The organism is Burkholderia sp. Bp8992, from assembly GCF_003853705.1.
Lineage (GTDB): Bacteria > Pseudomonadota > Gammaproteobacteria > Burkholderiales > Burkholderiaceae > Burkholderia.
Window position 1 is genome coordinate 42714 of the sequence record NZ_QTQI01000019.1, and the last position, 22805, is coordinate 65518.

A 22805-nucleotide genomic window follows, 5' to 3' on the forward strand; every position below is an offset into this window, starting at 1 on the left:
GGTTCAGCGCGGCATCTCGGTGGAATTCGCGGATGGTATGAAGGAGGCCCGCGCGCCCAAAGCGCAGTGCGAGGTCATCGCGAGTAGATGCAGCCCTCGCGGCGGCCGACTTCGTAACTTCGCCATAGGCAGGGAAGGTGATCTCTGGGTGCTTTACGGGAGACTGGTCGGTTTCACGACGCCACGTTTAGCGTTGCAATGGGTGACGCGAGCTGTCCCGCCATCAATCGTTGGAGGTTTTCCCAGGCTGCGCAGTACCGGTGCATCGGCACGGCCGCCAACTGATCGTCATGAACGACCAGGATCTGCTCGATCATGGACTGCTCGCGACCAAGCAACAGCCAAGCCGCGCCCTGCTCCGCGCGTGCAATGCATGCTTCCAAAGCGGCTTCGGCTTGCCGGTACATACTCAAATCCGCGCCTGTGTCGGTCTCGCTGCGCATATAGAACGCGAGGTAGACGACTCGTAACAGACAACTGATTTGCTCTTCTCCCCCATGACCGGCCCGCACAGCGGCCAGCGCCATATGATTTTCGAGGGACAGCGCACGGACCTTCGCGGTCGGCAATGGCAAGAGGTCACCTTTCGTAAGCGGCTTGCGACCCGGGCGTCGGACTTTCTGCAAAACCATGAGGCATGAAGTACCCGTGATGATGTTGAGACATGATACCGCGCGCCTCACATCCAGCCGAATGCATCCTGGTCTCCACCCCAAGCAATCGCTGCACTGAAGGCCGGACACCCGATCCGGCCGTGTTCTACCCTAACGAGGTCGTACTCTCAGAATTTGACCCGCATCCCGGCACCCGCGCTATTGCCCGTCGACACACCTGTGATCGTGTCATAACGCCAAGCTGCATACACATCGGTTCGCTTCGACAGCGGGTAGTCGTAACCCAACGCGACCGTCGACCAACGGATATGATCGCCTACCGACGGTCGTCGCCGTGTTCCCGCCCACGACAGCAGTACGCTTCCTAACCCTATCCGAGCACTTGCCCCGAGCTGTACCGTATCGTCCGTGACGTGATTGTTGTTGTCCACACGTTCGTACTGTGCGAACAACTTAACCGCACGCAACCGATACGCGCCACCGGCCATCCAGGCGGTCTGCGCGGTTGCGCCGTTGAGAAACAGCGATGCCGTGTGTAGACTCTGCACGGCGGCCGTCGCGGAAAACGGGCCCGCGAAGTACAACACGTTCGCGCTATAGTTGGCCTGCCCTGCATGGCCGGCGACGCCGGCGTTGCTGTAAAGCAGACTTCCCGACAGACCGGCCACCTCGGGTGTCTGATAAAGGAGCGAATTGTCGATCGCAGTATCGCTCTGGAGTGACGCAGCACCCATGGCCGAGCCAAGGAAACTATGCACGACGATCGGCGAGAAGACAAACGAATTGCCGAACGGATTGAACAGCAGCGTCGACACGAACAGCGGCGCGGTATTGCGCCCCAGCGTCAACTCCCCGAAATGGCCGCTCAGACCAACGAAGGCATTTCGCCCGAAAAATGACTGTCCGGGAAACGAACCGGCCTGACCGCCGTTGATACGATAAAAGCTCTCGAGCGTGAAGACGGCCTTCATGCCACCGCCCAGATCCTCCGTACCGGACATCCCCCAATACGAAGTCGTCATCCCGCCAGAACCGACTTGCCACGCGTTGCCGGCTGCACCGGCAGGATGAACTTCGCCAACGAATGCGTCGGCCAGCCCATAGAGCGAGACCGATGATTGCGCATGTGCGATCCCCGCACAGGTTGACATGCCTAACACCACAACCCACTTCCCTGCGTTACCCCCAAATTTCCTTAACTGCATGATGTCTCCTTCGTCCTTGTGATTGTCTGTGCGTGTCGTGGTGTCTTGACGTCGCCCTTGTTCAAACCGGACGTACCCGCGCGAGCGGCCGACCGCTGTCGGCCAGCGCGATTGCCACCACGATCTCGTTCGACGCTGGCGCATCGGCGAGCGTGAGCGATACCGCGTCGAAGTGGTCGAAGCTCCACATGTCGGTGGTGCAGTGCAACGGAATGTCCAGGCATGTGCCTGGCGCACCGCGCTTGGTCACCGACGGGATCAACGACGTGGCGCCAGGCAAGCTCTCACGCATGGCCTTGCCCATGCGGGGATGCAAAAGCGCCGCGGCACACTCGAGCGGTACCGCGCTGCCTACGAGCGCGGCCTTGCCATAGGCCTGAATTGCCGACGGCGCGACATCCAGCGCCCATCGCGCCCGTCCGGTCAGCAACGTGCCCAGCTCAGCGCCGAACTCATAGAGCGGCTCGAGCGCCGCGCGTGTCGGGTCCGCGCGCCAGTCGTCGAATTGGAGCACTGCCGCCACCACGACCTGCCGATGCGGCGGGTCGACCGGCACTTGCAGTTCGGCGCGCCGTTCAAGGAGTTGGACGACGATTTTGGTAATGGGAGGATTCATGTCCGCACCTCCGCGCCCTCCGTCTGGCCCTGCATTGCTTCTGTCGGAACCGGAAACGGACCGCGTGCGGATTCGTACGCACGTGCCACACGCAACACCAGCGCATCGCCGCCCGGTGGCCCGACGATCTGTAGGCCCGTCGGCAATCCACCTGGCAAACCACACGGCACACTCGCCGCCGGCAACCCAGTCTGGTTGCACCACGACGTCAACGGCGGTGCCATGCGCGAGCGCTCGGGCCGCCCCTCCGCGAGCGGTGGGGCGCAGTGGAATGTCGGCGTGACCAGCAGGTCGTAGTCTTCAAAGAACGCAGCCATCGCGACCGTGAGTGCGTGGCGCGCCTGAAGCGCATCGACAAAGGTCGATGTGAGGACGCTATCGCCCGCCTCGGCCAGCGCACACACATCCGGATCGAGCTTCGGCCGCGCAGCGGGATGAAGCTGCCGGACCCTTTGTGCAAAGAACACGGCCCACTGAATGGCGTGTATGCGGCTCTCCAGATAGCCGTCAAGCGGCTTCACGTCCGTTTCCTCGACCTGTGCCCCGAGTGCCTCGAACAGGCCCACCGCATGACGGATGCTCAGGGCGATGTCGGGCTCAACCTGTACGCCCGCAGGTGCCGGACAGTAGGCGATGCGCAAACCGGCGATGCCATCATCCAGACCGATGCGCAGATCGGGACAAGCAGAAACCAGTCTTCGCGCATCGCTCTGGCGGGCCATCACGGTCAGCATCAGCGTCGCGTCGCTTACGCAGCGCGCGATCGGCCCAAGCGTCGATAGGTGCGTCCAACTCACCGCCGCGCCGGCTGGCACCAGGTTGAACGACGGTTTCATTCCGACCACCCCGCTCCAGCAAGCTGGGACGCGGATTGAGCCGCCGCCGTCGGTGGCCAGCGACAACGGTCCCATGCCGAGCGCAACCGCAACAGCTGATCCACCGCTGCTCCCGCCGGACGTGAGACGCCGGTCCCACGGGTTACGGGTAATGCCGGTGATCGGGCTGTCCGTGACGATCTTGTTGCCAAACTCCGAGGTCGTGGTCTTGCCGAACAGCAGCGCGCCGCCTTGTCGCAGTCGCGCGACCGCGGGTGCGTCATCGGCCTCCGGCGCACTGGGTGACGTGAGCGATCCGTATCGGGTAGGCAGTCCGCGCACGGCGATGAGGTCCTTGACCGAGACCGGCACGCCATCCAACAATCCACACGGCTCCCCCCGCATCCAGCGTCGCTCCGACTCGCGCGCGGCGGCCAGCGCGCTGTCCTCGTCGAGGCTGCACACCCCGTTGACAAAGGGATTGAAGTGCGCAACCCGGTCCAGCACCGCGCAGATAACTTCGACGGGCGAGAACGTGCGACGCCGGTAGCCGGCCATTAGCTGCTCGGCATTCATTCCCAGTACGTCATTCATATGCAATCCTTAGCAATTGAGATAAATTAGAACGCGCTCGATTCCCTCATGCCTATCCCTCACACTGCGGTGGAATCGGTCCGGCCGAGTCCAACACCGCGAAACTATTGTCCGCCAGTGCCCTGCCGATAAGGGTTTGGCACAACACATGGTCACCGTCCTGGCTCACGCCCGCCTTACCACGCGGCAGGTTCAACGAAACACCCGGCATCGCGACTTTCACGCGGGCCACGTCGACGCTGCCGGCCGCCTTGACAGCCGCGGCAAACAGGCGAAGTCCCGCATACGTGCACTCACCGTGCGGTAGCACCACGGCCAACTGCCCTAATCGAGGGTCGTGTGGCCCTGCTTCATGCGCCGTGTAGCGCGCGAGAAAATCCCGGTTCTCTGGGTTGTCGACGCTCATGAAATACGAGGACACGCCGATGATCCCGGTCGACGCGCCGGTGGTTGCAATCGACAGCGACTCGTGTGCAATGTCAGTCACCAGTTGCGGTTTCATGCCGAACGAGCGGTACTGTTTGACGAAGGTGACCGGGTCGTCGCCGATGCTGTGCCAGACGATCTGTGGGCGCTGGCTGGCGATCTGCTGCAGCACCGCACCATAATCGCGCGTGCCGAACGGCAACCAATACACGTTGAGAAACTGCCCGCCGTAACGCTTCACCGCTGCCTGCAGTCTGGGGACCAGCACCTTGCGGTTGCTGCCGATGTCCGAGACTACCGCGCACACCGTGCGACCACCCTGACGCATCAGCCAATCGATCAGTGGGTCGATGCGTTGGTTGACAGTCAGGCCCGTAGTGAACAGATTCGGATCGCAGCGCCCCTCGTCGAAGTTCGGGTAGATCACGAGCCGGCCAGCGGACTTGGCGGCCTGCAACGCTGCTTCGCGCTCTGACGGTAGCACCATGCCAGTCAGGACCGCGACCTCATCGCGCATCAACAGTTGCCTGGCCTTCTGCAGCGTCACAGCGGTGGACATCTGGGTATCCTCGACGCTCAGTTGCAACGGGCGTCCCAGCAATCCACCGGCGGCGTTGATTTCGTCGACGGCCAACTGCGCGCAGTTGCGGTTGGTCTCACCCACGCGGGTGAGCGGACCGCTCAGCGGTGCAAGCAAGCCAATCTTGAGCGGCGTGGTGGCCCGTACCAACGATGGCATAGCGGACGTGGTGAGTGCGCCGACGGCACTGAATAGCGCGGTTCGGGTAAAGGCACGGCGGTTCATCATGTTCTTCATTGGGTGGAGCTCAGGTTGGAATGCGTCGAATGTGGTGAAGAGATTGAAGACGTGTCAGACTCGGCGGCCGGCGACAGGTATTGCGCCAACGGATGAGCCCCTGCGGCACCGCTTCGCGGCTCGATGCGGCCGGCATGGGCAAGTCGCCCGTTCTTGAGCACGATGCAGCGCTGTGCGCTGCGCAGCACGAGATCGAGGTTCTGCTCGACCAGGAGCACGGCGAGCTGCGATCGGCGGCACAACGTTGGGATGACCTCGCCGATCAGTTCGACCAGATTCGGCTGCACACCGTCGGACGGTTCGTCCAGCACCAGCAGTTTCGGCCGACCGCACAGCGCGCGGGCAATCGCGAGCACCTGTTGCTCACCGCCGGACAGCGTGCCTCCGTGCTGCGAGAGTCTGGACTTGAGAATAGGGAAATATTCGAACACCTCGTCGAGAATCGCCCCACCACCCGCAGCCTGCGTGCCCATCATGAGGTTCTCGCGCACGGTCAGCTTGGGAAAAATCCAGCGCCCCTGAGGTACCAATCCGATGCCGCGTCGGGCAATCACATGGGTGCGCAAGCCGTTGATAGATTGCCCCTGAAACCGCACGTCGCCCGTCACGCGTGGCAGCAAGCCCATGATCGCTTTGACCAGGGTCGTCTTGCCCGCACCATTACAGCCGAGCACGCCAACAACTTCGTTTGGCCCGACGTCGAGGTCGAGTTGATGCAGCACCGCGACGTCGCCATATCCGGCAGACAGATTCTCAATGTGTAGCATGACCCGCTCCCTGACCGAGATAGATGCGCCGGATTTCTTCATCGCGCGCGATGTCCGCATAGGAGCCTCGCCGAACGATCTGGCCGCGATGCATGACCCATGTCTCGCACTGCAGCGCCTCGACAAAGCTCAGGTCGTGCTCGATCGCGAGTACCGCGCAGCGCTCGCGCAGCCGGTGAATCAGGCGCACGAGCCGTTGCGCATCGGCGGCCGACAGGCCGGCGGCCGGTTCATCGAGCAAGAGCAACGCGGGTTGGCACATCATCGCCATACCGATTTCCAGCCATTGGCGTTCACCATGCGGCAGGGTCATCGCACATAAGTTGGCCTGGTCCGACAGTCCTATCTCGTCCAGAATGGCGTCCGGGTTCGGCATCGGCATGTCCCGGTACGACGCAACACCGAGGCCTGCGACGACGAGGTTCTCGCGCACGCTCATTGAAAGAAATGTGTTCGTGCCTTGGAACTTGCGAACCACGCCGCGTCGGCAGAATTGGTGCATCGGCCGCCCCGTCATGCGCACACCGGCGAGATACAACTCTCCGGCCCCCGGCGCGATCGCACCGGACAACAGCCCGACCAAAGTGCTCTTGCCAGCGCCGTTCGGGCCAATCACGCACAGCAGGTCGCGCGAGTCAATCGACACATCGACGTTGTCGACCGCATGAATGCCGCCGAACGCGCGCTGCAACCCTTCACCCTTTATCAGCGGCGTATCCATTACCGGCCTCCTTCCACGCGTTCGGCACGATGTAAGGGGCTACGTCCCCGTCGAATTCGCTCGATCCGACGTGCCCCGGCGATCAAGCCCCCGAGTCGTACGCCGTTGGGCAGGAACAGCACGCAGCAGAGGAACAATGCGCCGAGCAGAAGCGGCCATCCGTCAGTGGTTGCGCTCGATACCGTTTGTTTGAGCAGCGTCAACCCGACGGCGGCGAGCACCGGACCACCGAGCGTGCCTTTACCGCCGATCGCCACCCATAGAATGACTTCGGTGGCCAGCACCGGCGAAAACACATCGGGCGCCACTACCCCCGAACAGGCGGCCATCAACGATCCTGCGATAGCGGCAAGTCCGGCCGATGCAACGAACACCAGCAAAAGGTGCCCGGACGTGTGATAGCCGCACGCCTTTGCGCGCCATTCGTTCGTCGCGATCGCGGTCAGGACTTTGCCGTACCGGCTGCGGCATACGAACCAGGTCGCGACGAGCAGCACGGCAAGCACCGTCACGACCGTGTACCAGGACCCGCGCGGTCCGCTCAAATCGAGCGTCTGCCCGACCGGTGAGAAGGACAATCCCGGAATGCCGAGGAGGCCCGTATCACCGCCCGTGACCGACTGCCAGCTTGTCGCCAATTGCTGGACGACAATCAGCACGGCCATGCTGATAATGGCGAAAAAGTGCAACCGCACACCGGCGAACAACAGGAAATAGCCCAACACGGCTGCGACGACCACGGCACAGACCAGTCCAACGATCACTCCGACGGCGGACGTCTGTCCATATTGCATGGTAGCGATTGCGAAACCGTACGCGCCGAGCCCGAAGAAAGTCGTGTGTCCGAGCGTGAGCACACCGGCCCTGCCCCACAACAGGTCGTAGCTCAGTGCCAGCAGTCCCATGATCAGCGCATCCCGCACGGTCAAAAGCAAATAGCTCCCTAGGCAAAACGGCAAGACCAATGCGGCCGCAACAATCGCGGCGCCGATTGCCATCGGAGAGATGTCTTCGATACCGATCGCTGGCTGAAACAGCCAGCGGCGCGCACTCGCAAGAAGTTGTCGGAGCATGATTCAACCTTTACCGTGGAGCTGATGGGCGGCGCTGAAACCGGGCAACAGGCCTTGTGGCCGAAAACGGATCAGAACGATGGACAGGACCAGCACGATCGCCGAGGCGAGTGACGGATCCACGCGATAGCTGAGCAGCGTTTCAGCCGTGCCGACGAAGGCGCTGCCTAGCAGACTGCCGGCGATCGAACCGATACCGCCCAACACGATCACGAAGAACGCCTTGGCCAGATAAGCGACGCCAAGGTGGGACTCCACCGATATCATCGGTGCGACAAGTACGCCGGCCAGCGATGCGAGTGCGGCACCGCCACAGAACGCCAGCCGGTTCAGCCGTCGCGTGTCGATACCGACCGCCTCTGCCATCGCTGGGTGCTGGATCACAGCACGCAACTGAGTTCCGAAGCGCGTACAGGCGAATAGCAGCCAGCAACCGGTCGTCACCGTCGCTGCAACGCCAATCACGAACAGCCGATACGCCGGATAGCTGCCCCCCGGCACGGGAATCGCCCCATCTATAGGCGCGTACACCAACATCGGATGTGTGCCGAAAATCAGTTCAAGGGCTTTCTGGACGATCAAGCTGATCGCGTACGTCGCCAGCAATGTGTCGAGCGGACGGTCGTAGAGCAGTCGGATCACGAGGCGCTCAAGGAACCACCCGAGCACCGCACCAACCACCGGCGCCACAAACAACGCGAGCCAGAACGCATGCGGCCCGCCCAACGATTGCGCCACTGCTAACGTGTAGGCCCCGATCGTCACCCATTCCGCGTGTGCGAGGTTCACGATGTCCATCAAACCGAAGATGATCGCGAGACCCAGCGCGACTAGCGCGAGGATGCTCACGTAGCTGAGGATGTTCAAGATTGTCGCCATCGTCAAAAGTCCGTCATGTCATGTCCGCCATGCCAATCCCGTCCAACTCGAGAAACTGCGGAGTCTCGTTTCACCAAGCGGAGAAGTCATCACTTCGCCGCCATCAGGCTAAGCAATTCTTAGTTTTTAGGCTAAGAGATACTTAGTAAAAATCCTGCAATAACTAAAGAAACTCTTAGGATGCCTCGGCCCTCATCGACATCCTCTGCTTTCCCCAAGCGCCTGAAACAGGCCCGTCTGCACTCGCGCCTCACCCAGGAGCAACTTGGGATCGCAGCGGGTATCGACGAATTCTCCGCAAGCGCGCGCGTGAACCAATACGAAAGCGGAAAGCACACACCGAAGCTGCAGATCGGCCAACGGCTGGCCAGTGCACTGCAGGTTCCGACCAGTTACCTTTACGAAGAAGACGACCTGCTCGCTAGCCTTCTCGCAACTGCTGCAAGGTTGCCTCGCGAAAAGAGAAAGGCCCTCCTCAAGAGCGCTGAAGCGTTGACGCAGACTATCGGCCTGACCTCCAAGACCAAGTAATTTTTAGCCTGCAGACTAAGAGTTACTTAGTAAAAACGGCACGCCTTTCCCGGACACTCCGTGAATGTCCAGCGATGCCACCTCTCCCTCCGTGTTTCCCAAGCGCCTGAAACAGGCTCGATTACGCTCGGGCCTTACACAGGAACAGCTCGGCATTCAGGCGGGCATCGACGAATTTTCCGCCAGCGCCCGCGTCAACCAGTACGAAAAGGGCAAACATACGCCCACGCTTCAAACCAGCCAACGTCTGGCGCGCGCGATGCTCGTTCCCACCAGTTTCCTCTATGAGGAAGACGACCTGCTCGCAAACCTTCTTGCCATCGCCGGCCGACTGAGCAAGGAAAAGAAGAGAGCACTCATTGCGAGTGCGGAAGCACTCGCGCAGGAATAGCGCTCAAAGTCGCTCCTCACCGGGCGCATCGCAGCACCCTCGGTGTCGGCAACGACACCACATACCCTCCCAATACGCCCCCAGTTCTCTCGAGCAAACGACGCGTCGCCGATTTCGGTGACTGGACACCTTGCGCCCCGAAATACGCGGCATGTCACGAATTCTGCGTCTCCGCTGCGGATAACGCTTGGCGCATCACCTATTTATTATCATTAAATCTACGCTCGTCACGGTCACTCGTCAACGTGCCTCATCCAAGCGTTTACCCGGCAAATCTCCCTCTAACATGATGCCCCGCAGCTTGACAAACGCGGCCGGTCACGCCTACCGTTGATTTATTATAATTAATTGGAGGATGGCATGGAAATCGACCTGTGTGAACTGACTGCGTGGGAACTTAGCGGGCTGTATGCGAACGGACGGACGTCGCCCGTCGATGTGATGAAGACCATCTTGGAACGGATCCAGTCATTGGATCCGACGGTCAACGCATTCTGCCAAGTCGCCGATGAGGCTCTCGAATTGGCGCGGGCGTCCGAGGCGCGCTGGCAACGTGGCGCGCCCCTCAGCCAACTCGACGGCGTCCCGGTCAGCATCAAGGACAATATCGCCGTTGCCGGACTCCCCACGCGATACGGGTCGCGGGCAACGATGCCTGAAGCCGCCGCATCGGACAGTCCCAGCGTGGCGCGCCTACGTGAGGCGGGGGCAATCTGCTTTGGCAAAACGACCATGCCGGATTTCGCACACAAGATCGTCACCGACAGTCCCCTCACCGGCACCACGCGCAATCCATGGGACCGCTCGCGTACGCCGGGTGGCAGCAGCGGAGGTGCGGCCGTCGCCGTTGCGCTCGGAATGGGCCCGGTGGCCATCGGCACGGACGGCGGCGGATCCATTCGCATCCCAGCCTCCTTCACCGGCGTCTTCGGATTCAAGCCCAGTTTTGGGCGAGTACCCCACGCACCTCGCGGTCCCTTCGGTCTGCTCAGTCATGTCGGCCCGATGACACGTTGCGTCGAGGATGCCGCGCAGATCCTAACGATCATCACCCGCCCGGACAGCCGCGACTGGTACGCTTTACCGTTCGAGGGAGCAGACTATGCGCGCGGGCTGTCATGCCTTCCCGTTCCGGGCGGCATTCGTATTGCGTGCAGTCCCACGCTCGGATTGCCTGTCATCGCCGAGGCTGAAATCCACGATGCCGTGGTACGAACTGCAGCGATGTTTCGCGAACTTGGAGCACTCGTTCACGTCGCCGATCCGCCTGGCGTCGCGCAGTGCAATGCGGTCCACACAACACTTTGGCGTGCATGCTGCCGTCAGCTCACGGACGGCATGACCGACAGGTGGGCCGAACTCGACCCGTCGCTGCAGGCATACGCGCAATCCGGCAACGGCATCTCGCGGGGGGAGCTATTGGGCGCGCTGATCGAACGTGGAGAGTTGGGCGCCGCCGTCAATGCGTTTTTCGAGCGGCACGATCTCCTCATCTGCCCGGTATATCCCGACGTGGCCCCGTCACTTGCCGAAGTGAGTTCAAGCACAGCCTTGTTTCCGCATTTCACGGCATGGTGCAATCAGCTGGGACTGCCGGCGGCAAGCCTCTATGCCGGGATGACTGCCACGCGCCTGCCCGTCGGCATCCAGATTGTAGGCAGTCGCCATGCCGATGCGTTGGTGTTGTGGGCGAGTCATATGCTCGAACGCGCATTTGGGCGCGCCCCGTTCGCCGAGCTGACACGCGAGCTCTTCGCCTCCGCGGCCGGCGCAACCCCTGCCTAATGAGCTAAGAGCAGAAGTCGACCGGATCCGGTCTGAATGCTTTAGCCGGCATCACGATCGGAATCCAGGTCCAACTCTGAATCCAGCACCAGCTTCTGCTGCAGCGCAGCGTGCACTGTGCGCAGCTGCGAATGTGCTTCGTCCATGTGCGCCGTCATGAGCTGCGCGACCGCGTCGGCATCCCGACGTCGCGCGGCGTCCAGTATCGCGCGGTGCGCGGCAACCGTGTGCCGCCCGAATGCCTGATAGTCCTGCTGCGTCACGTTCCCCGCCACGATCACGAGCGTGTGCAGCATCTGGTTGATGATCTGGCATAGGCTACGCAGAAACGCATTCGGATGTGCTGCAGCCAGTACATCGTGGAAATGGATATCCTCGTGTCGCTGGTCGAGCGCCTCGGCGTGACGTGCTTCGAACGGCTCGCAGACGGACACACTGCGCTCGAGCGCATCGAAGTCCGCGTCGCTCAGATGGGGAACCGCACCCGCCGCCACCATGGGTTCCAGCGTGCGGCGTACCGCATAAATGTCCTCAAGCGTGATGCTCTCGAAAAACAGATAGTTCTGCAGCGACTGGAATGCTCGGGCCAGTGGTACGCGCGTAATCGTCGCGCCGCCATCCGGCCCGGTACTCAGTCTCACGAGCCCTTGCATCTCCAGCGCCTTGAGCGCATCGCGCATCGAACCCCGGCTGACGTTGAACATCTGCTGAAGCTCGGCCTCCTTGTTCAAGCGCTTTCCTGGCCGTGCCTGCCCGTCGTTAATCCAACGCTTGATCTGCTCGGCCACTTGGTCGCCGCGCTTGATTGCGCGCGAACCTCGTTTATCCGGCTGCGCCGGCGACATCTTCTTTTCGGTTGTCGGTTTTCGCCCTGCCATATCGGTCACGTCCGTCGTTGGCCATTCACTGCTGTATCCCGGCGCCATTATCAGGCATCCGCGCCCGACACGGCCAGATTTCCAACTCCATACAAGGCTCCCTCCCAACGTTAGGAGTAGCCGGGATGGTGACCAGGACCTACGCTGCAATCCGAACACCATACGCCGAGTACCCATCAATTCCCTGCATGTCGGTCACTCGATGTCGGTTGCCATCAGGAGAAATCCCTCATGTCACAGTCGGTGAAGTCGTCTCAGATGCAATCCACGCTTGCGACCATCCGGGCCAAGCTCTCGGCCGACGGGCTGGAACTGGATCAGCTTGCTGCGCGCATGCGTTTGCACGGCCCCGAAGCCGACCGGACACGGCAGATTCCGGATGCAGTTTGTGCACCCTCGGACGTAACTGCGCTGAACTTGAATCTCGTTCCGGCCGCGTACGGCGGTTGCATAGACGTGCAATCACTGATGTCGCGCACCACACTCATGGAATATCTCGGGTACGCCGACGCGGCGCTAGCGCTCGCGCTGCCCGGCCCTGGCCTTGCAATGCCGCCCGTCCTCGCACTCGGCAGCGGCGAGCAACAGATCCGCTTCTTCAAACGATTTCGCAGCGACATACCGCGCTGGGGTGCGTTTGCCATTACGGAGCCCGACTGCGGCTCGGATGCGACCGCGATGCGGACCACCGCTCGCAAGACGGCACGCGGCTGGGTGCTGAACGGTACCAAGTGCTTCATCACCAACGGCGCACGCGCGGACGACGTGATCACGTTCGCCACCATCAATCGGCACGCTGGTCGTTTCGGCGTTCGAGCGTTCCACGTCGATCGCAATATCCCGGGCTTCTCTGTCGATCGCATCGAGAAAATGGTCGGCCTGCGCGCGAGTCAGCTTGCGGTCCTCTCTTACACCGATTGCGAAGTACCTGACGACGCGCTTCTCAGACGCAGTGACGAAAAGCCCCTCAACGACGCGTTTTCGGGCGCACAACACGCATGGGACTACTTCCGCCCCCTACTTTCCGCGGTCATGGTCGGCGCATGTCGACGAGTACGCGACGATCTCGCGGCCTACTTCGAAGCCGGCGGGCATCCTGTGAATCAACGCCAGCGCACTGCCGATGTGAACAACGCCTTGCTCGATATCGATCGGCAAATCACTACAGCGCAGTTGCTCTGCCGGCACGCCGCGTGGAAAACCGATCAAGGCATCGCAACTTCCACGGATTCGTCAATGGCCAAGGCGTATGCGTCACAAGTAGCCGCCCGCGTCACCCGAGCGGCGATCGATCTCGTCGGTCTCGATGGTATCGCTGCCTTTCCCTCGCTTGACCAAAGCTATCGCGATGCGAAGGCTTTCGACATCATGGAAGGCACCGGGGACCTGCAGCGGCTCATGATCGCTCGCTCCGCACTCCGCTCGACCTCACTTCCCTGGGAGGCCATCTCTCCCGCGTCGCACCGCTGCTCAGAAGCGCATCCATCCTGAACCCGTCCGAAATTCGCACTGGAGATCGTTCATGGCACCCAACCCCGCTTCCCCCAGCTCCGCTAGCGTGTCCGAGACAGTCAAAACCTGCTTGCTATCGGTACTTGGCAGCACCCTGAGCACCGATCTCATCGTAGACGACACCAACCTCTTCGATGTCGGCGTGGATTCAATGAATATGACGGACTTGCTGCTGCAACTCGAACAGCGCTTCGGCTTCACGCTGGCCCCCGAGGATCTGTCCGCCGATCTGTTCCTGCGTTTCGGCAATCTCGTCTCGTTCGTCGAATCCCATGCGTCCTTCGACTAACTTCACTGGCGCCGAGCCGCGCATTGTCGCCACGGCACGATATATCCCGCGGCACGATGTCCCGGCCGATGCAGATATCGAACCATTCATGGTTTCGGGTGGGTCCGCACGAGAGGACGTGATGCAAGCCGTGTATGCCGATACGCTCCGGTGGCGCGACAGTGGTGCCCCATTCGGCGTGGCCGGTATTCCGTTGCCGCAAGCATCACGGGCTACTGATAACCGTGTCGCTGTGGAATCCAACCAGACATTGTCCGACATGGCACTTGCCACAGTGCGAACGCTGCTTGACTCGTCGCCTCAGGTCGACGCATCCACACCCGATCAAATCATCGTATGCACAACGAGCTTTGAGCATGATCTGGCATTGTCGTGTGCTTGCCGTCTCCACAGCGAACTTGGATCAAGCCGAGCACCGCTGGCGGTCGGCCAACTGCAAGGCGTGTCGTTCCTGATGGCGCTGGAGATTGCCGTGGCGATGATGGCCGCTGACATTCGACTGAAGACCGTCGTGATTGTCGCCGCGGAACGCTGGCGCCGGCCGTTCTCTCGTCGGATCGGCGCAATGATCGACATGGGTGACGGGGCCGCGGCCGTACTGATCGCGAGAAACCCCGGCCCGGGATGGCGCGTGAGCGGGCTCACCGTACGGACGCCCGGAATCCCACCGCTCGCAAGTGAGCGCGAACCCGTCTACACATTGACGCTCACGGACGTCATTAGCGAGACTTGCTCAGGCGCGGATTTGCAACCTGCGAATGTCGACTGGGTCCTTCCAGCGCCAATCGACACTCGACTGGCTCGCGAAATCAATACGCGTTGCGGACTGCGGCCCGAACGGGTCTGCCACATACGTATGGACGCGCCTGGCCATTTCTGCGCCGCCGACACGCCTGCACGGCTCGACGCGCTGCTGCGGTCGATCAACCCTAGCAAGGGACAACATGCCCTCGTTTGGTCCGCCGGCTTCCAAGGACAGGCCGGTTGCGCTCTCCTTGAATATCGTGGAGGTGGATCATGATCGTGTCGCAACGGCCTAGCTCGCTTGCACTGGCTGGCATCGCATTCAGTCTGCCGGATCGAACTGTGGATGCACATCGCTGGGCGGAGCGATGTGGTCAGCCGTCGATTCGCGCGCGCGCACTGATCGAAAACGGCGTAACGCAGTTCCACGACGCGGCTGGCGAATCGCCCGTGACGCTCGCCGTTGACGCCATATCGTCCCTGCTACGCGACACCCGAATAGCGCATGAAACGATCGATGCGCTCGTGTACACACACACGATTCAGAGCAGCGTTATCGCACCGCCTGCCAGTACTACGCAACAGATCCAGTTCCAACTGAATCTGAACCGCGCGCTCGCATTTTCAGTCACGCAGCAGCACTGCGTCTCGCCAATGGCCGCGATCCGTGTGTTGCAGGCGCTCGCCATGCGACGGCCCTCCATCCGGCGCGCAATTGTGGTCTGCGCCGATGTGATCGGATCCCACTGCGACCGACTGCGAGCAATTCGGGATCTTGCCCTCCATAGTGACGGTGCTTGTGCGCTATTGCTCGAACGAGACGGTCATCGAAACGCCATTGCGGGCCTGCACGTGTACGCAGACGGACGATCCTTCCGCGGCACCGACGAGGATCTGCAGCCGGTTCCCGACGACCGGTACTACTGGTCTGCATTCACGACCATGCGGGCCGCCATTCAACAAGCAGGCATCACGACACGCGAGATTACGCACGTACTGCCTCATCACGCCAATCTTCCGGGTTGGTTCAGGCTGATGACAATGCTTTCCATTCCTCGTGAGCGGCTCTTCACGGCGAACTTCGCGTCAATCGGTCACGTCTTTGGCGCGGACCCCTTCATTAACTTCCAGACATGTTCGAACCGGGAACCGGGCGGCTGGTCGCTGCTGTTCTCGTGTGGCCTCGCTGGCTGCTTCGGTGCCATGGTGGTCCGCCACTGATCACCTGAACGATTTCCTTTCAACGCTCGACATTCGATCCGGATACCATCATGAGAAACGTCCTCGACCTCGTGCAAGCCGCTGCAAACCGCACACCTGACGCGGAAGCTCTCGTCTGCGGTTCCGCCCGAGTAACCTATCAGGACCTGACTCACCGCTCGCGAAGCATGGGCAATGCGCTCTCCGCGCTTGGATTCACGGCCGGCGCGCGCATTGCGATCTATCTGGACAAACGTATCGAAACCGTCGTGTCGATGCTTGGTGCAGCTGCCGCGCAATGCGTGTTCGTTCCTATCAATCCGCTCCTCAAACCCCAGCAGGTTGCTCACATCCTGCTCGACTCCGGTGCCGATTGCCTGATTACCAGCGCGCTGCGCGCGCGGGTCCTTGACGAACATGGTCTTACCGGCGTTTCCAACACTATCATTGTGGACGATGCAGGCTCCGCAAGCCGACATCTCCGATCAACAACGCACGTTCAAAGCTGGCCCGAGTCCGCAAGCGGAAATCGCACGGAACGGGATAGTGAAAATCCACCACGATCACCAGCGCCAGCCAATGTCGACACGGATCTGGCCGCCATCCTGTACACCTCAGGCTCGACCGGACTGCCAAAAGGCGTCATGCTAAGCCACCGCAACCTGCTCGAGGGTGCCTGGAGCGTTGCCCATTATCTGAACCACGCCTCATCCGATCGAATCCTCGCGGCCCTGCCGCTCAGTTTCGATGCTGGCCTGAGCCAGCTCACATCCACATGGGCCGTGGGGGCCACGGCCGTGCTCATCAACTATCTTGCACCGCAAGACGTCATTGATGCGTGCGCGAGCGAACGTATTACAGCAATCACGGGTGTGCCGCCCTTATGGATGCAACTGGCCCGTGCGGCTTGGCCCGAAACGGCACGCCGAAAGCTGCGCTACTTTGCGAATACCGGCGGCAAGCTGCCGGCGCCCGTCTTGCAGCAACTCCGAGCATTGTTTCCACAGGCCAAACCCTATCTAATGTATGGCCTGACCGAGGCATTTCGCTCCACGTTTCTCGACCCCTCAGAGGTCGATCGTCGCCCCGACTCCATCGGGAAAGCCGTCCCTAACGCCCGAATTCTGGTCGTTCGCGATGATGGCTCGCCTTGTGGACCAGACGAAACCGGAGAACTCGTCCATGTTGGAGCCTGCGTCACGCTCGGTTATTGGAATGACGCGACGCGCACAGCCCAGCGCTATCGCCCTTCGCCCGAGCTGAAACCCGGTGGCGCGCCGCGAGATCGTGCTGTCTGGTCAGGTGATCTGGTACGGCGAGATGCAGAAGGATTCCTGTACTTCGTCGCGCGCAACGACGCCCAAATCAAGAGTTCTGGTTATCGCATCAGCCCGGAAGAGATCGAAGAAGTCGTTCACGACAGCGGTCTTGTCACGGAAGCGCTTGCCCTAGGCATCCCTGACGATGAACTTGGTGAAGCGATCGTCCTGTTGGTCGTGCCGGTCGCCAATGGCTTCGATGCTCAAGTGCTTCAGGCCTGGTGTGTGGAACATCTGCCGCGCTACATGGTGCCGCAGCGCATCGTGGTTCGCGACACAGTTTCGCGCAACCCCAACGGGAAATTCGATCGAGCCGCATTGCGCGCCGCCTTCTCCAATCCGGACGCCGCCGCCGAAGTGAGCCAATCATGAACGGACTGTTTGGCGAGCGCGATGGCATCCTCACCGTCGGCGGCGTTGAAATCAATCGCCTGGCCGATCGCGCAGGGCGCACACCGTTCTTCGCCTATGATCGCGCAATGCTCGACGCGCGTGTATGCACGCTGCGCGATACGCTGCCAGCCGGTATCGACCTCCATTACTCGATCAAGGCCAACCCAATGCCCGCGGTCGTCCATCACCTCGCGCCACAGATGGATGGGTTCGACGTGGCATCGGCCAACGAGATGGCACTTGCGCTGAATGCGGGCATGCCCGCAGAACTGATCGGCTTCGCAGGCCCAGGCAAGAGCCGCGACGACTTGCGTCGCGCCGTCGCGAGCGGTGTCAACATACACCTCGAATCGATCACCCAGTTGCACCTCGTGACAGCACTCGGCTGGGAGCTCGGCGTGCAGCCGAAGGTCGCCATTCGAGTCAACCCGGACTTTCACGTCAATCACAGCGGCATGCGCATGGGCGGCGGCGCCACCCCTTTTGGGCTCGACGCGGAGCGGGTACCCGCGTTATTGCGCGAGCTCGATGCGAGAGAAGTGAAGCTGGCCGGTTTTCATATTTTCTGGGGGTCCCAGTGCCTGCACGCCCCGACCGTCATCGAGGCTCAACGGAAAAGCGCGGATCTCGTCGTGAGATTGGCCGCAGGCCTCTCGCCCATACCGCAATACGTGAACTTCGGAGGTGGTTTCGGCATCCCCTATTTCGCAGGGGAAATGCCAATCGACCTCGCTGCGGTCACCGATGCCATGGATGATTGGCTCGGCCTGTTCCGCAGCCGTTTGCCGGACACGCGCGCGGTCCTGGAATTTGGACGCTATTTGGTCGGGGAAGCCGGCATCTATGTCTGCCGCGTCATCGATCGCAAGGTATCCCGCGATCGAACATTCCTGATCACCGATGGCGGACTGCATCACCATCTGGCTGCATCCGGTAACTTCGGGCAGGTCCTGCGTCGCAATTTTCCGGTGGCCATCGCGAATCGCCAGACACAAGCCCCAACGGAGCGCTGCGACATTGTCGGATGCCTGTGCACGCCACTTGATCGGATCGCCGACGACGTGCTGCTTCCCGAGGCTCGCATTGGAGACTTTGTGGTCGTCTTCCAATCGGGTGCGTATGGACGCTCGGCCAGCCCTAGGGACTTTCTCGGCCACCCTGATGCGATCGAGATGCTCGTCTGACCACCCTCGTTCTTTGTGGAGGATTGTGATGTTCTCCCCTGATTCCTTCCCGCCGGGGCCAGCTCCGGCGCCTTGGACACTGACCGATGATCAACGCAACCTCTATATCGCGAGCCAACGCTTCGCGCGCGACCGACTGGAGCCCTTGCTAGCCAGTTCACCCAGCGTAGCAGCGTGGCAAGAAACCGTCAGACTCGCAGCCGCAACACTTGATCTTGGAGCAATGGTTTTACCCGAGGAATCCGGCGGCCTGGGAATCGACCGTCACGGCCTGGCACTTGTTGTCGAAGCGCTCGCCGCCGGACCGCTTGAGCGTGCGTTGGAGTTGACGCTGACAGCACCCGCGCTCATGGTGCTCCGGACACACAATGCGCTCGGTTCGGTTCTGGCTCGGCCTGTTCAAGCGTATTTCGATGGCACAGCAGCGATCGCATTGTCCGTGCCCGGCATAGATAACGCAACGATATGGCAACTCGGTCCACTGGGCCGCACGGCGCCCCTCACCATGCGGTTAGATGACAAGCGTCGCCTCCTCCTCACCGAGCGCCCACGTGATCACCGATCCTCGAGATCGACAGGCATCGCCACGCTCGGCGCCCTCGTGTTGGAGCAATTGCATTCCGACGAAGCCGCGGCCGAAACGCTGCTCGCCGTGATTACGCGAGCCGACAGCGATGGCGCTCCTCCCGCGCAAACGTACCTGACGGAAATCGGCCTCTATCTCGCTGTGCTCCTGACGGGTGCCATGCAACATAGCATCCGGTTCGCGTTCGATTACGCGGCGACTCGGCAAGCGTTCCGAAAGCCGTTGTCAAACCATCAACTCGTCGCGGCGCGATTGTCCGACATGCTGATCGCCACCCATGGCAGCCACCTGTTTTTGCAGGCTGTCAGTACGGCTCGCCCGTCGGCGCCGGTCTCGCTGGTCCGTCAGTTACTGCGACACGTCGCGGCGGAGTCTGTCAGCGTCAGTCGCGAATTCGTGCAGCTTTGCGGCGGCCATGGTTATGTCGAAGGTCTCCCGCCGGCAGCCCGCTTCCAGACGGGCCACTGGCTTGCCTTCCTGCTGCAGCGCATCGACACAGCACTCGGCTGGCTCGCGGAGCCGCGGGTCGCGAATGAGGAGGTCGACGGATGAGTGGTTGCGCCCCTACGGATGGCACGCTTCAGCCCTCGGTGGACAATGCTGCAACGCATGTAACGTCCGCCACGTGCTGGTTACGCGAACCAGGGCCGAATGACATCGACGACATCGTCGCGTGGCTCGCGCAGCCGACCATCAGTCGGTGGTTCGACTTCGGGCTCGGCCGCCAAGCCCTGCCCGCATTGGCGGTACAAGCGATGGTCTATAGCAGACAGCATCGAATACGCGTGTTCGGTTCGGCTGGCTATCCGGTGCCGAGCGGTGTGGTCGCCGTTAGTGATGTCACGCATCGCTTCGCGACGGGCTCATTCTGGATCCTTCGCGACCGGTTGCGGCCCGCCTGCGTCAATATGGCTTACAACGCCGCCACGCACCTCCTTCATGAAGCGTTCGTCCGTGACCGGCTGCGGTGCATCACTGCATGGGCTGTCGACTGCAATGTTCCGTCGCAACGTCTGCTCGCGCGGTTGGGTTTTCGTCTGATCGGACTGCAACGAGACTGTCATCTCGTCGATGGCACGCGCGTCGGGCGGCTCCTTTACGACCTGCTGCCCGAGGACCTCGCACTACCACGCGCACCATGAATACACCCGTGATCACGGCACTTGCCAGCTATGTGCCGCGCACAGTCGCGGTACATCGTGAGTGCGGAATCGAGCCGACGCTCGGTGCTCCGATTCGGTCCGGTTGGCACGCCTGGGTCGCGTCGTGGAAAGCAGATTACGCCCCCCACCCCACAAAGAAAGCGGCTGCAGCCAGAAGCGCTGCAGTCAACGCACCGCCGGACGAATTTCATTGTGTGCCAGTTGAGCGCGATACCGATCTATCCGGGCTCGCCGCGAAAGTGGCGCAGACAATATGTGCGGGGCGGCCAGTCGACGCAGCGCCGATCGATATTGCAATGTTCTGTCACAGTAGCCTCAACGAGCATGTGTCCACAACGACCGCTGGACGCTTGCGCGCAGTAATCGGCACGCCCTGCTTCCCGTTCTCCGTCTCCCAACAGCAGGGGGCCTCCACGTTCACGGCGCTGCAGCTGGCGAGTGATCTGCTGATTGCGGAACCCGAAATCCACACCATCTTGATCGTCGCTGCAGAAAAGTGGTGTCCGCCGTTCTCGCGATGGACGGATCAGGGAATCGTGCAGGGCGACGCAGCCGGTGCCATCCTGGTGGAACGCACCAGACCCACGTCTTGCGGACTGGTGGTGATCGACGCACGCGCCAGCCGCCTCCACCGGTTCGCGACACCCGCCCCACTCTCAAGCCTAGATATCCGCACAGATTGGGTTCCGGCGCTGCAATCGACGATCGACGCGATACTGCGCCGGCACGAGCTTCAACCGAACGACATTGGCACCGTCGTAGGAGCACGAATAGATCGGCAACTTGATGAAGCTATTTGCCGACATCTCAGTCGCCGCGTCATTGAATTTTCCGACCGCCACCGCGCCCATCTAGGCGCAGCCGAACCTATCGTGCGGCTCGCCGATGCACTCCAATCTCACGGCCTGTCAGTGTGCGATCGAATCCTGATGTGGGGCATCGGCCTGGGCGGCTTCGCCGGTTGCGCACTGTTCGAATCGCATGGCAGGCCGCTCTTATATCTCAATCCGCCATGAGCGCCTCTATCGGGATCGTCCATACCGCTTACTATCTGCCTGAGCCAGCCGTGGACGTCCGCAGCTGGGCGCAACAAACGAAGCAGTCCGCCGAGACCGTCAAATCCCTCGAAAATGCTGGGGTGCGCTTGTTCTATGACGCGCGGGGACAGACCGCGCTTTCGCTCGCCGCGAACGCCATCCAATCGCTCGTTCGTGCGACCCAACTTGCTCCCGACACGATCGACTTTCTCGTCTACGTTCATACGCTTCAGGGGAGCGTCGCCCCACCACCGCTATCCTTGCCGCACCTGCTATGCGAACACTTTGGTTTCGAGCAGGCGGATGCATTCTCGTTTGCACAACAGCACTGCGCCTCATCACTGGGCGCGCTACGGATCATTCGCGCGATGTTTATCGCCCGTCCGGCCATCAACCGCGGTCTGCTGGTCGGCGCGGACGTCATGCCCCTCGCAAGCGACCGGTTGATAGCCGGGGCCGGATTGCTCAGCGACGGCGCGTGTGCCGTGCTCGTCGAACGCAATGCCTCGATCAATCGATTGGTCTCGTTGGCCTTTCACGCGAGTGGAGAAGGTTGGCGCGGCACACTGGGAGAAGATGAATCGCGTTTCGCAGCTCAGTACTTCTTGGCGGCCCGTCGACTCGCGACGCAAACGAGCGCTGTGGCGAATGTGCCCCTAGCCGAGATTCGGCGCATCTTGCCTTCCCACCTTGATCTGCCAACCTGGCGTCGAACTGTCGCATCGCTTGGTCTTCCACCACGATGCCTGTTTACTGACAACTTTGCTCGCGTCGCACATGTGACGGTCAGCGATCCATTCATCAATCTCGTCGACTGCGATGATCTGGTTTCCGGTAAGCCTTTCCTGCTATGCGCCCGCGGAGTGGGAGGATTTTCCGCGGCGGCACTCTTCGTTCGCTAATACGATCGTTGAATTCCGGAAATTTTGCCGATGGCGCGGCACACGATCGCCAAATATGTCGCAATATCGCTCCTGTTCCGGACAGCGGTCTTTAAAAATTAAACCCTGCATTAAATTATTACAATCTATTGGACGTTCCGATCCCAACCATTAGACTTTAAATTTGCTATGCGCCCACCGTCTATCTCGACGTAACCTCCGACGCCCGCCCACCGCATAGCGGGTGCACGGGCAATCAGCGCCCCACTACCATACCAATTTCCGGAGTCGCTGACCCTGTGCTGGCGCCCTGATCCAGCACTCCTCTTGAATGCCACTAGGCAATAAGCGAGGTAGAAGTCATGAGAACGCGATTTCGGCATCG

General features: G+C 61.4%; 23 protein-coding genes. 13 read left to right on the forward strand and 10 right to left on the reverse strand.

From position 1 onward, the window contains the following. Positions 1-173: 173 nt before the first annotated feature. The 9 genes from DIE03_RS25345 to DIE03_RS25385 all read right to left on the reverse strand — a co-directional run bounded on the left by DIE03_RS25345 (position 174) and on the right by DIE03_RS25385 (position 8527). The gene (locus tag DIE03_RS25345; RefSeq protein WP_124455112.1) at positions 174-632 is read right to left on the reverse strand and encodes a hypothetical protein; all 459 of its coding nucleotides are present in this window, start codon (positions 630-632) and stop codon (positions 174-176) included. Positions 633-781: 149 nt separating this feature from the next. Continuing rightward, positions 782-1765 carry a porin gene (locus DIE03_RS25350; RefSeq protein ID WP_260434953.1) on the reverse strand — a complete coding sequence of 328 codons (984 nt, stop codon included), beginning with the start codon at positions 1763-1765 and terminating at the stop codon, positions 782-784. Positions 1766-1880: 115 nt separating this feature from the next. After that, the gene (locus tag DIE03_RS25355; RefSeq protein ID WP_124455116.1) at positions 1881-2435 is read right to left on the reverse strand and encodes an amino acid synthesis family protein; all 555 of its coding nucleotides are present in this window, start codon (positions 2433-2435) and stop codon (positions 1881-1883) included. Beyond that, the gene (locus DIE03_RS25360; RefSeq protein WP_124455118.1) at positions 2432-3844 is read right to left on the reverse strand and encodes an amidase family protein; all 1413 of its coding nucleotides are present in this window, start codon (positions 3842-3844) and stop codon (positions 2432-2434) included. Before DIE03_RS25360 ends, DIE03_RS25355 begins: the two co-directional genes overlap by 4 nt. Before the next feature lie 52 nt (positions 3845-3896). Beyond that, a complete protein-coding gene (locus tag DIE03_RS25365; protein WP_124455159.1) occupies positions 3897-5075 on the reverse strand; it encodes an ABC transporter substrate-binding protein in 1179 nt (392 codons plus the stop codon). 8 nt (positions 5076-5083) lie between these two features. After that, the gene (locus DIE03_RS25370) at positions 5084-5854 is read right to left on the reverse strand and encodes an ABC transporter ATP-binding protein (protein WP_124455120.1); all 771 of its coding nucleotides are present in this window, start codon (positions 5852-5854) and stop codon (positions 5084-5086) included. Further along, entirely contained in the window at positions 5841-6575 is a 735-nt protein-coding gene (locus DIE03_RS25375) for an ABC transporter ATP-binding protein (RefSeq protein WP_124455122.1), read from the reverse strand. Before DIE03_RS25375 ends, DIE03_RS25370 begins: the two co-directional genes overlap by 14 nt. After that, positions 6575-7648 (reverse strand): branched-chain amino acid ABC transporter permease, encoded by a 1074-nt coding sequence (locus tag DIE03_RS25380; protein ID WP_124455124.1) that lies wholly within the window; start codon positions 7646-7648, stop codon positions 6575-6577. The genes DIE03_RS25375 and DIE03_RS25380 overlap by 1 nt, the downstream gene beginning before the upstream one ends. 3 nt (positions 7649-7651) lie before the next feature. Further along, a complete protein-coding gene (locus DIE03_RS25385) occupies positions 7652-8527 on the reverse strand; it encodes a branched-chain amino acid ABC transporter permease (RefSeq protein ID WP_124455126.1) in 876 nt (291 codons plus the stop codon). A gap of 180 nt (positions 8528-8707) precedes the next feature. Between DIE03_RS25385 and DIE03_RS25390 the strand changes: the two genes are divergently transcribed. The 3 genes from DIE03_RS25390 to DIE03_RS25400 all read left to right on the forward strand — a co-directional run bounded on the left by DIE03_RS25390 (position 8708) and on the right by DIE03_RS25400 (position 11234). After that, positions 8708-9058, forward strand: a complete 351-nt coding sequence (locus DIE03_RS25390; protein WP_124455128.1) for a helix-turn-helix domain-containing protein — start codon at positions 8708-8710, stop codon at positions 9056-9058. A gap of 64 nt (positions 9059-9122) precedes the next feature. After that, positions 9123-9449, forward strand: coding sequence for a helix-turn-helix transcriptional regulator (locus DIE03_RS25395; protein WP_124455130.1), 327 nt, complete (start codon positions 9123-9125; stop codon positions 9447-9449). 360 nt (positions 9450-9809) lie between these two features. Beyond that, entirely contained in the window at positions 9810-11234 is a 1425-nt protein-coding gene (locus DIE03_RS25400) for an amidase family protein (protein ID WP_124455132.1), read from the forward strand. Between the two features lie 41 nt (positions 11235-11275). On the opposite strand, the gene DIE03_RS25405 is transcribed toward DIE03_RS25400, so the two are convergent. After that, positions 11276-12112, reverse strand: a complete 837-nt coding sequence (locus DIE03_RS25405; protein ID WP_124455160.1) for a FadR/GntR family transcriptional regulator — start codon at positions 12110-12112, stop codon at positions 11276-11278. Positions 12113-12343: 231 nt separating this feature from the next. On the opposite strand from DIE03_RS25405, the gene DIE03_RS25410 reads away from it, so the two are divergent. The 10 genes from DIE03_RS25410 to DIE03_RS25455 all read left to right on the forward strand — a co-directional run bounded on the left by DIE03_RS25410 (position 12344) and on the right by DIE03_RS25455 (position 22441). Continuing rightward, positions 12344-13603 carry an acyl-CoA dehydrogenase family protein gene (locus DIE03_RS25410; protein ID WP_124455134.1) on the forward strand — a complete coding sequence of 420 codons (1260 nt, stop codon included), beginning with the start codon at positions 12344-12346 and terminating at the stop codon, positions 13601-13603. A 31-nt stretch (positions 13604-13634) separates the two neighbouring features. After that, entirely contained in the window at positions 13635-13913 is a 279-nt protein-coding gene (locus DIE03_RS25415) for an acyl carrier protein (protein WP_124455136.1), read from the forward strand. 121 nt (positions 13914-14034) lie between these two features. Further along, entirely contained in the window at positions 14035-14934 is a 900-nt protein-coding gene (locus DIE03_RS25420) for a 3-oxoacyl-[acyl-carrier-protein] synthase III C-terminal domain-containing protein (RefSeq protein ID WP_260434948.1), read from the forward strand. Then, the gene (locus DIE03_RS25425) at positions 14931-15878 is read left to right on the forward strand and encodes a 3-oxoacyl-[acyl-carrier-protein] synthase III C-terminal domain-containing protein (RefSeq protein ID WP_111442660.1); all 948 of its coding nucleotides are present in this window, start codon (positions 14931-14933) and stop codon (positions 15876-15878) included. Before DIE03_RS25420 ends, DIE03_RS25425 begins: the two co-directional genes overlap by 4 nt. 50 nt (positions 15879-15928) lie before the next feature. Then, positions 15929-17548, forward strand: coding sequence for an acyl-CoA ligase (AMP-forming), exosortase A system-associated (locus DIE03_RS25430; RefSeq protein ID WP_124455140.1), 1620 nt, complete (start codon positions 15929-15931; stop codon positions 17546-17548). After that, the gene (locus DIE03_RS25435; protein WP_124455142.1) at positions 17545-18753 is read left to right on the forward strand and encodes a pyridoxal-dependent decarboxylase, exosortase A system-associated; all 1209 of its coding nucleotides are present in this window, start codon (positions 17545-17547) and stop codon (positions 18751-18753) included. Before DIE03_RS25430 ends, DIE03_RS25435 begins: the two co-directional genes overlap by 4 nt. A 28-nt stretch (positions 18754-18781) precedes the next feature. After that, on the forward strand, positions 18782-19891 hold the full coding sequence (locus DIE03_RS25440; protein ID WP_124455143.1) for an acyl-CoA dehydrogenase family protein: 1110 nt from the start codon (positions 18782-18784) through the stop codon (positions 19889-19891). Continuing rightward, positions 19888-20481: a GNAT family N-acetyltransferase gene (locus DIE03_RS25445; RefSeq protein WP_124455144.1), complete on the forward strand. Its 594-nt coding sequence runs from the start codon at positions 19888-19890 to the stop codon at positions 20479-20481. Before DIE03_RS25440 ends, DIE03_RS25445 begins: the two co-directional genes overlap by 4 nt. Continuing rightward, positions 20478-21518, forward strand: a complete 1041-nt coding sequence (locus DIE03_RS25450) for a 3-oxoacyl-ACP synthase (protein WP_124455145.1) — start codon at positions 20478-20480, stop codon at positions 21516-21518. Before DIE03_RS25445 ends, DIE03_RS25450 begins: the two co-directional genes overlap by 4 nt. Continuing rightward, the gene (locus tag DIE03_RS25455) at positions 21515-22441 is read left to right on the forward strand and encodes a 3-oxoacyl-ACP synthase (protein ID WP_124455146.1); all 927 of its coding nucleotides are present in this window, start codon (positions 21515-21517) and stop codon (positions 22439-22441) included. The genes DIE03_RS25450 and DIE03_RS25455 overlap by 4 nt, the downstream gene beginning before the upstream one ends. The last annotated feature ends 364 nt before the right edge of the window (positions 22442-22805 follow it).

Coding starts and splice junctions, on each gene's coding strand:
- DIE03_RS25345 (WP_124455112.1), bottom strand. CDS start 632: ATGGTTTTGCAGAAAGTCCGACGCCCGGGTCGCAAGCCGCTTACGAAA.
- DIE03_RS25410 (WP_124455134.1), top strand. CDS start 12,344: ATGTCACAGTCGGTGAAGTCGTCTCAGATGCAATCCACGCTTGCGACC.
- DIE03_RS25360 (WP_124455118.1), bottom strand. CDS start 3,844: ATGAATGACGTACTGGGAATGAATGCCGAGCAGCTAATGGCCGGCTAC.
- DIE03_RS25400 (WP_124455132.1), top strand. CDS start 9,810: ATGGAAATCGACCTGTGTGAACTGACTGCGTGGGAACTTAGCGGGCTG.
- DIE03_RS25415 (WP_124455136.1), top strand. CDS start 13,635: ATGGCACCCAACCCCGCTTCCCCCAGCTCCGCTAGCGTGTCCGAGACA.
- DIE03_RS25365 (WP_124455159.1), bottom strand. CDS start 5,075: ATGAACCGCCGTGCCTTTACCCGAACCGCGCTATTCAGTGCCGTCGGC.
- DIE03_RS25450 (WP_124455145.1), top strand. CDS start 20,478: ATGAATACACCCGTGATCACGGCACTTGCCAGCTATGTGCCGCGCACA.
- DIE03_RS25395 (WP_124455130.1), top strand. CDS start 9,123: ATGTCCAGCGATGCCACCTCTCCCTCCGTGTTTCCCAAGCGCCTGAAA.
- DIE03_RS25420 (WP_260434948.1), top strand. CDS start 14,035: ATGCAAGCCGTGTATGCCGATACGCTCCGGTGGCGCGACAGTGGTGCC.
- DIE03_RS25380 (WP_124455124.1), bottom strand. CDS start 7,648: ATGCTCCGACAACTTCTTGCGAGTGCGCGCCGCTGGCTGTTTCAGCCA.
- DIE03_RS25370 (WP_124455120.1), bottom strand. CDS start 5,854: ATGCTACACATTGAGAATCTGTCTGCCGGATATGGCGACGTCGCGGTG.
- DIE03_RS25350 (WP_260434953.1), bottom strand. CDS start 1,765: ATGTCAACCTGTGCGGGGATCGCACATGCGCAATCATCGGTCTCGCTC.
- DIE03_RS25390 (WP_124455128.1), top strand. CDS start 8,708: ATGCCTCGGCCCTCATCGACATCCTCTGCTTTCCCCAAGCGCCTGAAA.
- DIE03_RS25435 (WP_124455142.1), top strand. CDS start 17,545: ATGAACGGACTGTTTGGCGAGCGCGATGGCATCCTCACCGTCGGCGGC.
- DIE03_RS25455 (WP_124455146.1), top strand. CDS start 21,515: ATGAGCGCCTCTATCGGGATCGTCCATACCGCTTACTATCTGCCTGAG.
- DIE03_RS25375 (WP_124455122.1), bottom strand. CDS start 6,575: ATGGATACGCCGCTGATAAAGGGTGAAGGGTTGCAGCGCGCGTTCGGC.
- DIE03_RS25385 (WP_124455126.1), bottom strand. CDS start 8,527: ATGGCGACAATCTTGAACATCCTCAGCTACGTGAGCATCCTCGCGCTA.
- DIE03_RS25430 (WP_124455140.1), top strand. CDS start 15,929: ATGAGAAACGTCCTCGACCTCGTGCAAGCCGCTGCAAACCGCACACCT.
- DIE03_RS25425 (WP_111442660.1), top strand. CDS start 14,931: ATGATCGTGTCGCAACGGCCTAGCTCGCTTGCACTGGCTGGCATCGCA.
- DIE03_RS25445 (WP_124455144.1), top strand. CDS start 19,888: ATGAGTGGTTGCGCCCCTACGGATGGCACGCTTCAGCCCTCGGTGGAC.
- DIE03_RS25405 (WP_124455160.1), bottom strand. CDS start 12,112: ATGGCAGGGCGAAAACCGACAACCGAAAAGAAGATGTCGCCGGCGCAG.
- DIE03_RS25355 (WP_124455116.1), bottom strand. CDS start 2,435: ATGAATCCTCCCATTACCAAAATCGTCGTCCAACTCCTTGAACGGCGC.
- DIE03_RS25440 (WP_124455143.1), top strand. CDS start 18,782: ATGTTCTCCCCTGATTCCTTCCCGCCGGGGCCAGCTCCGGCGCCTTGG.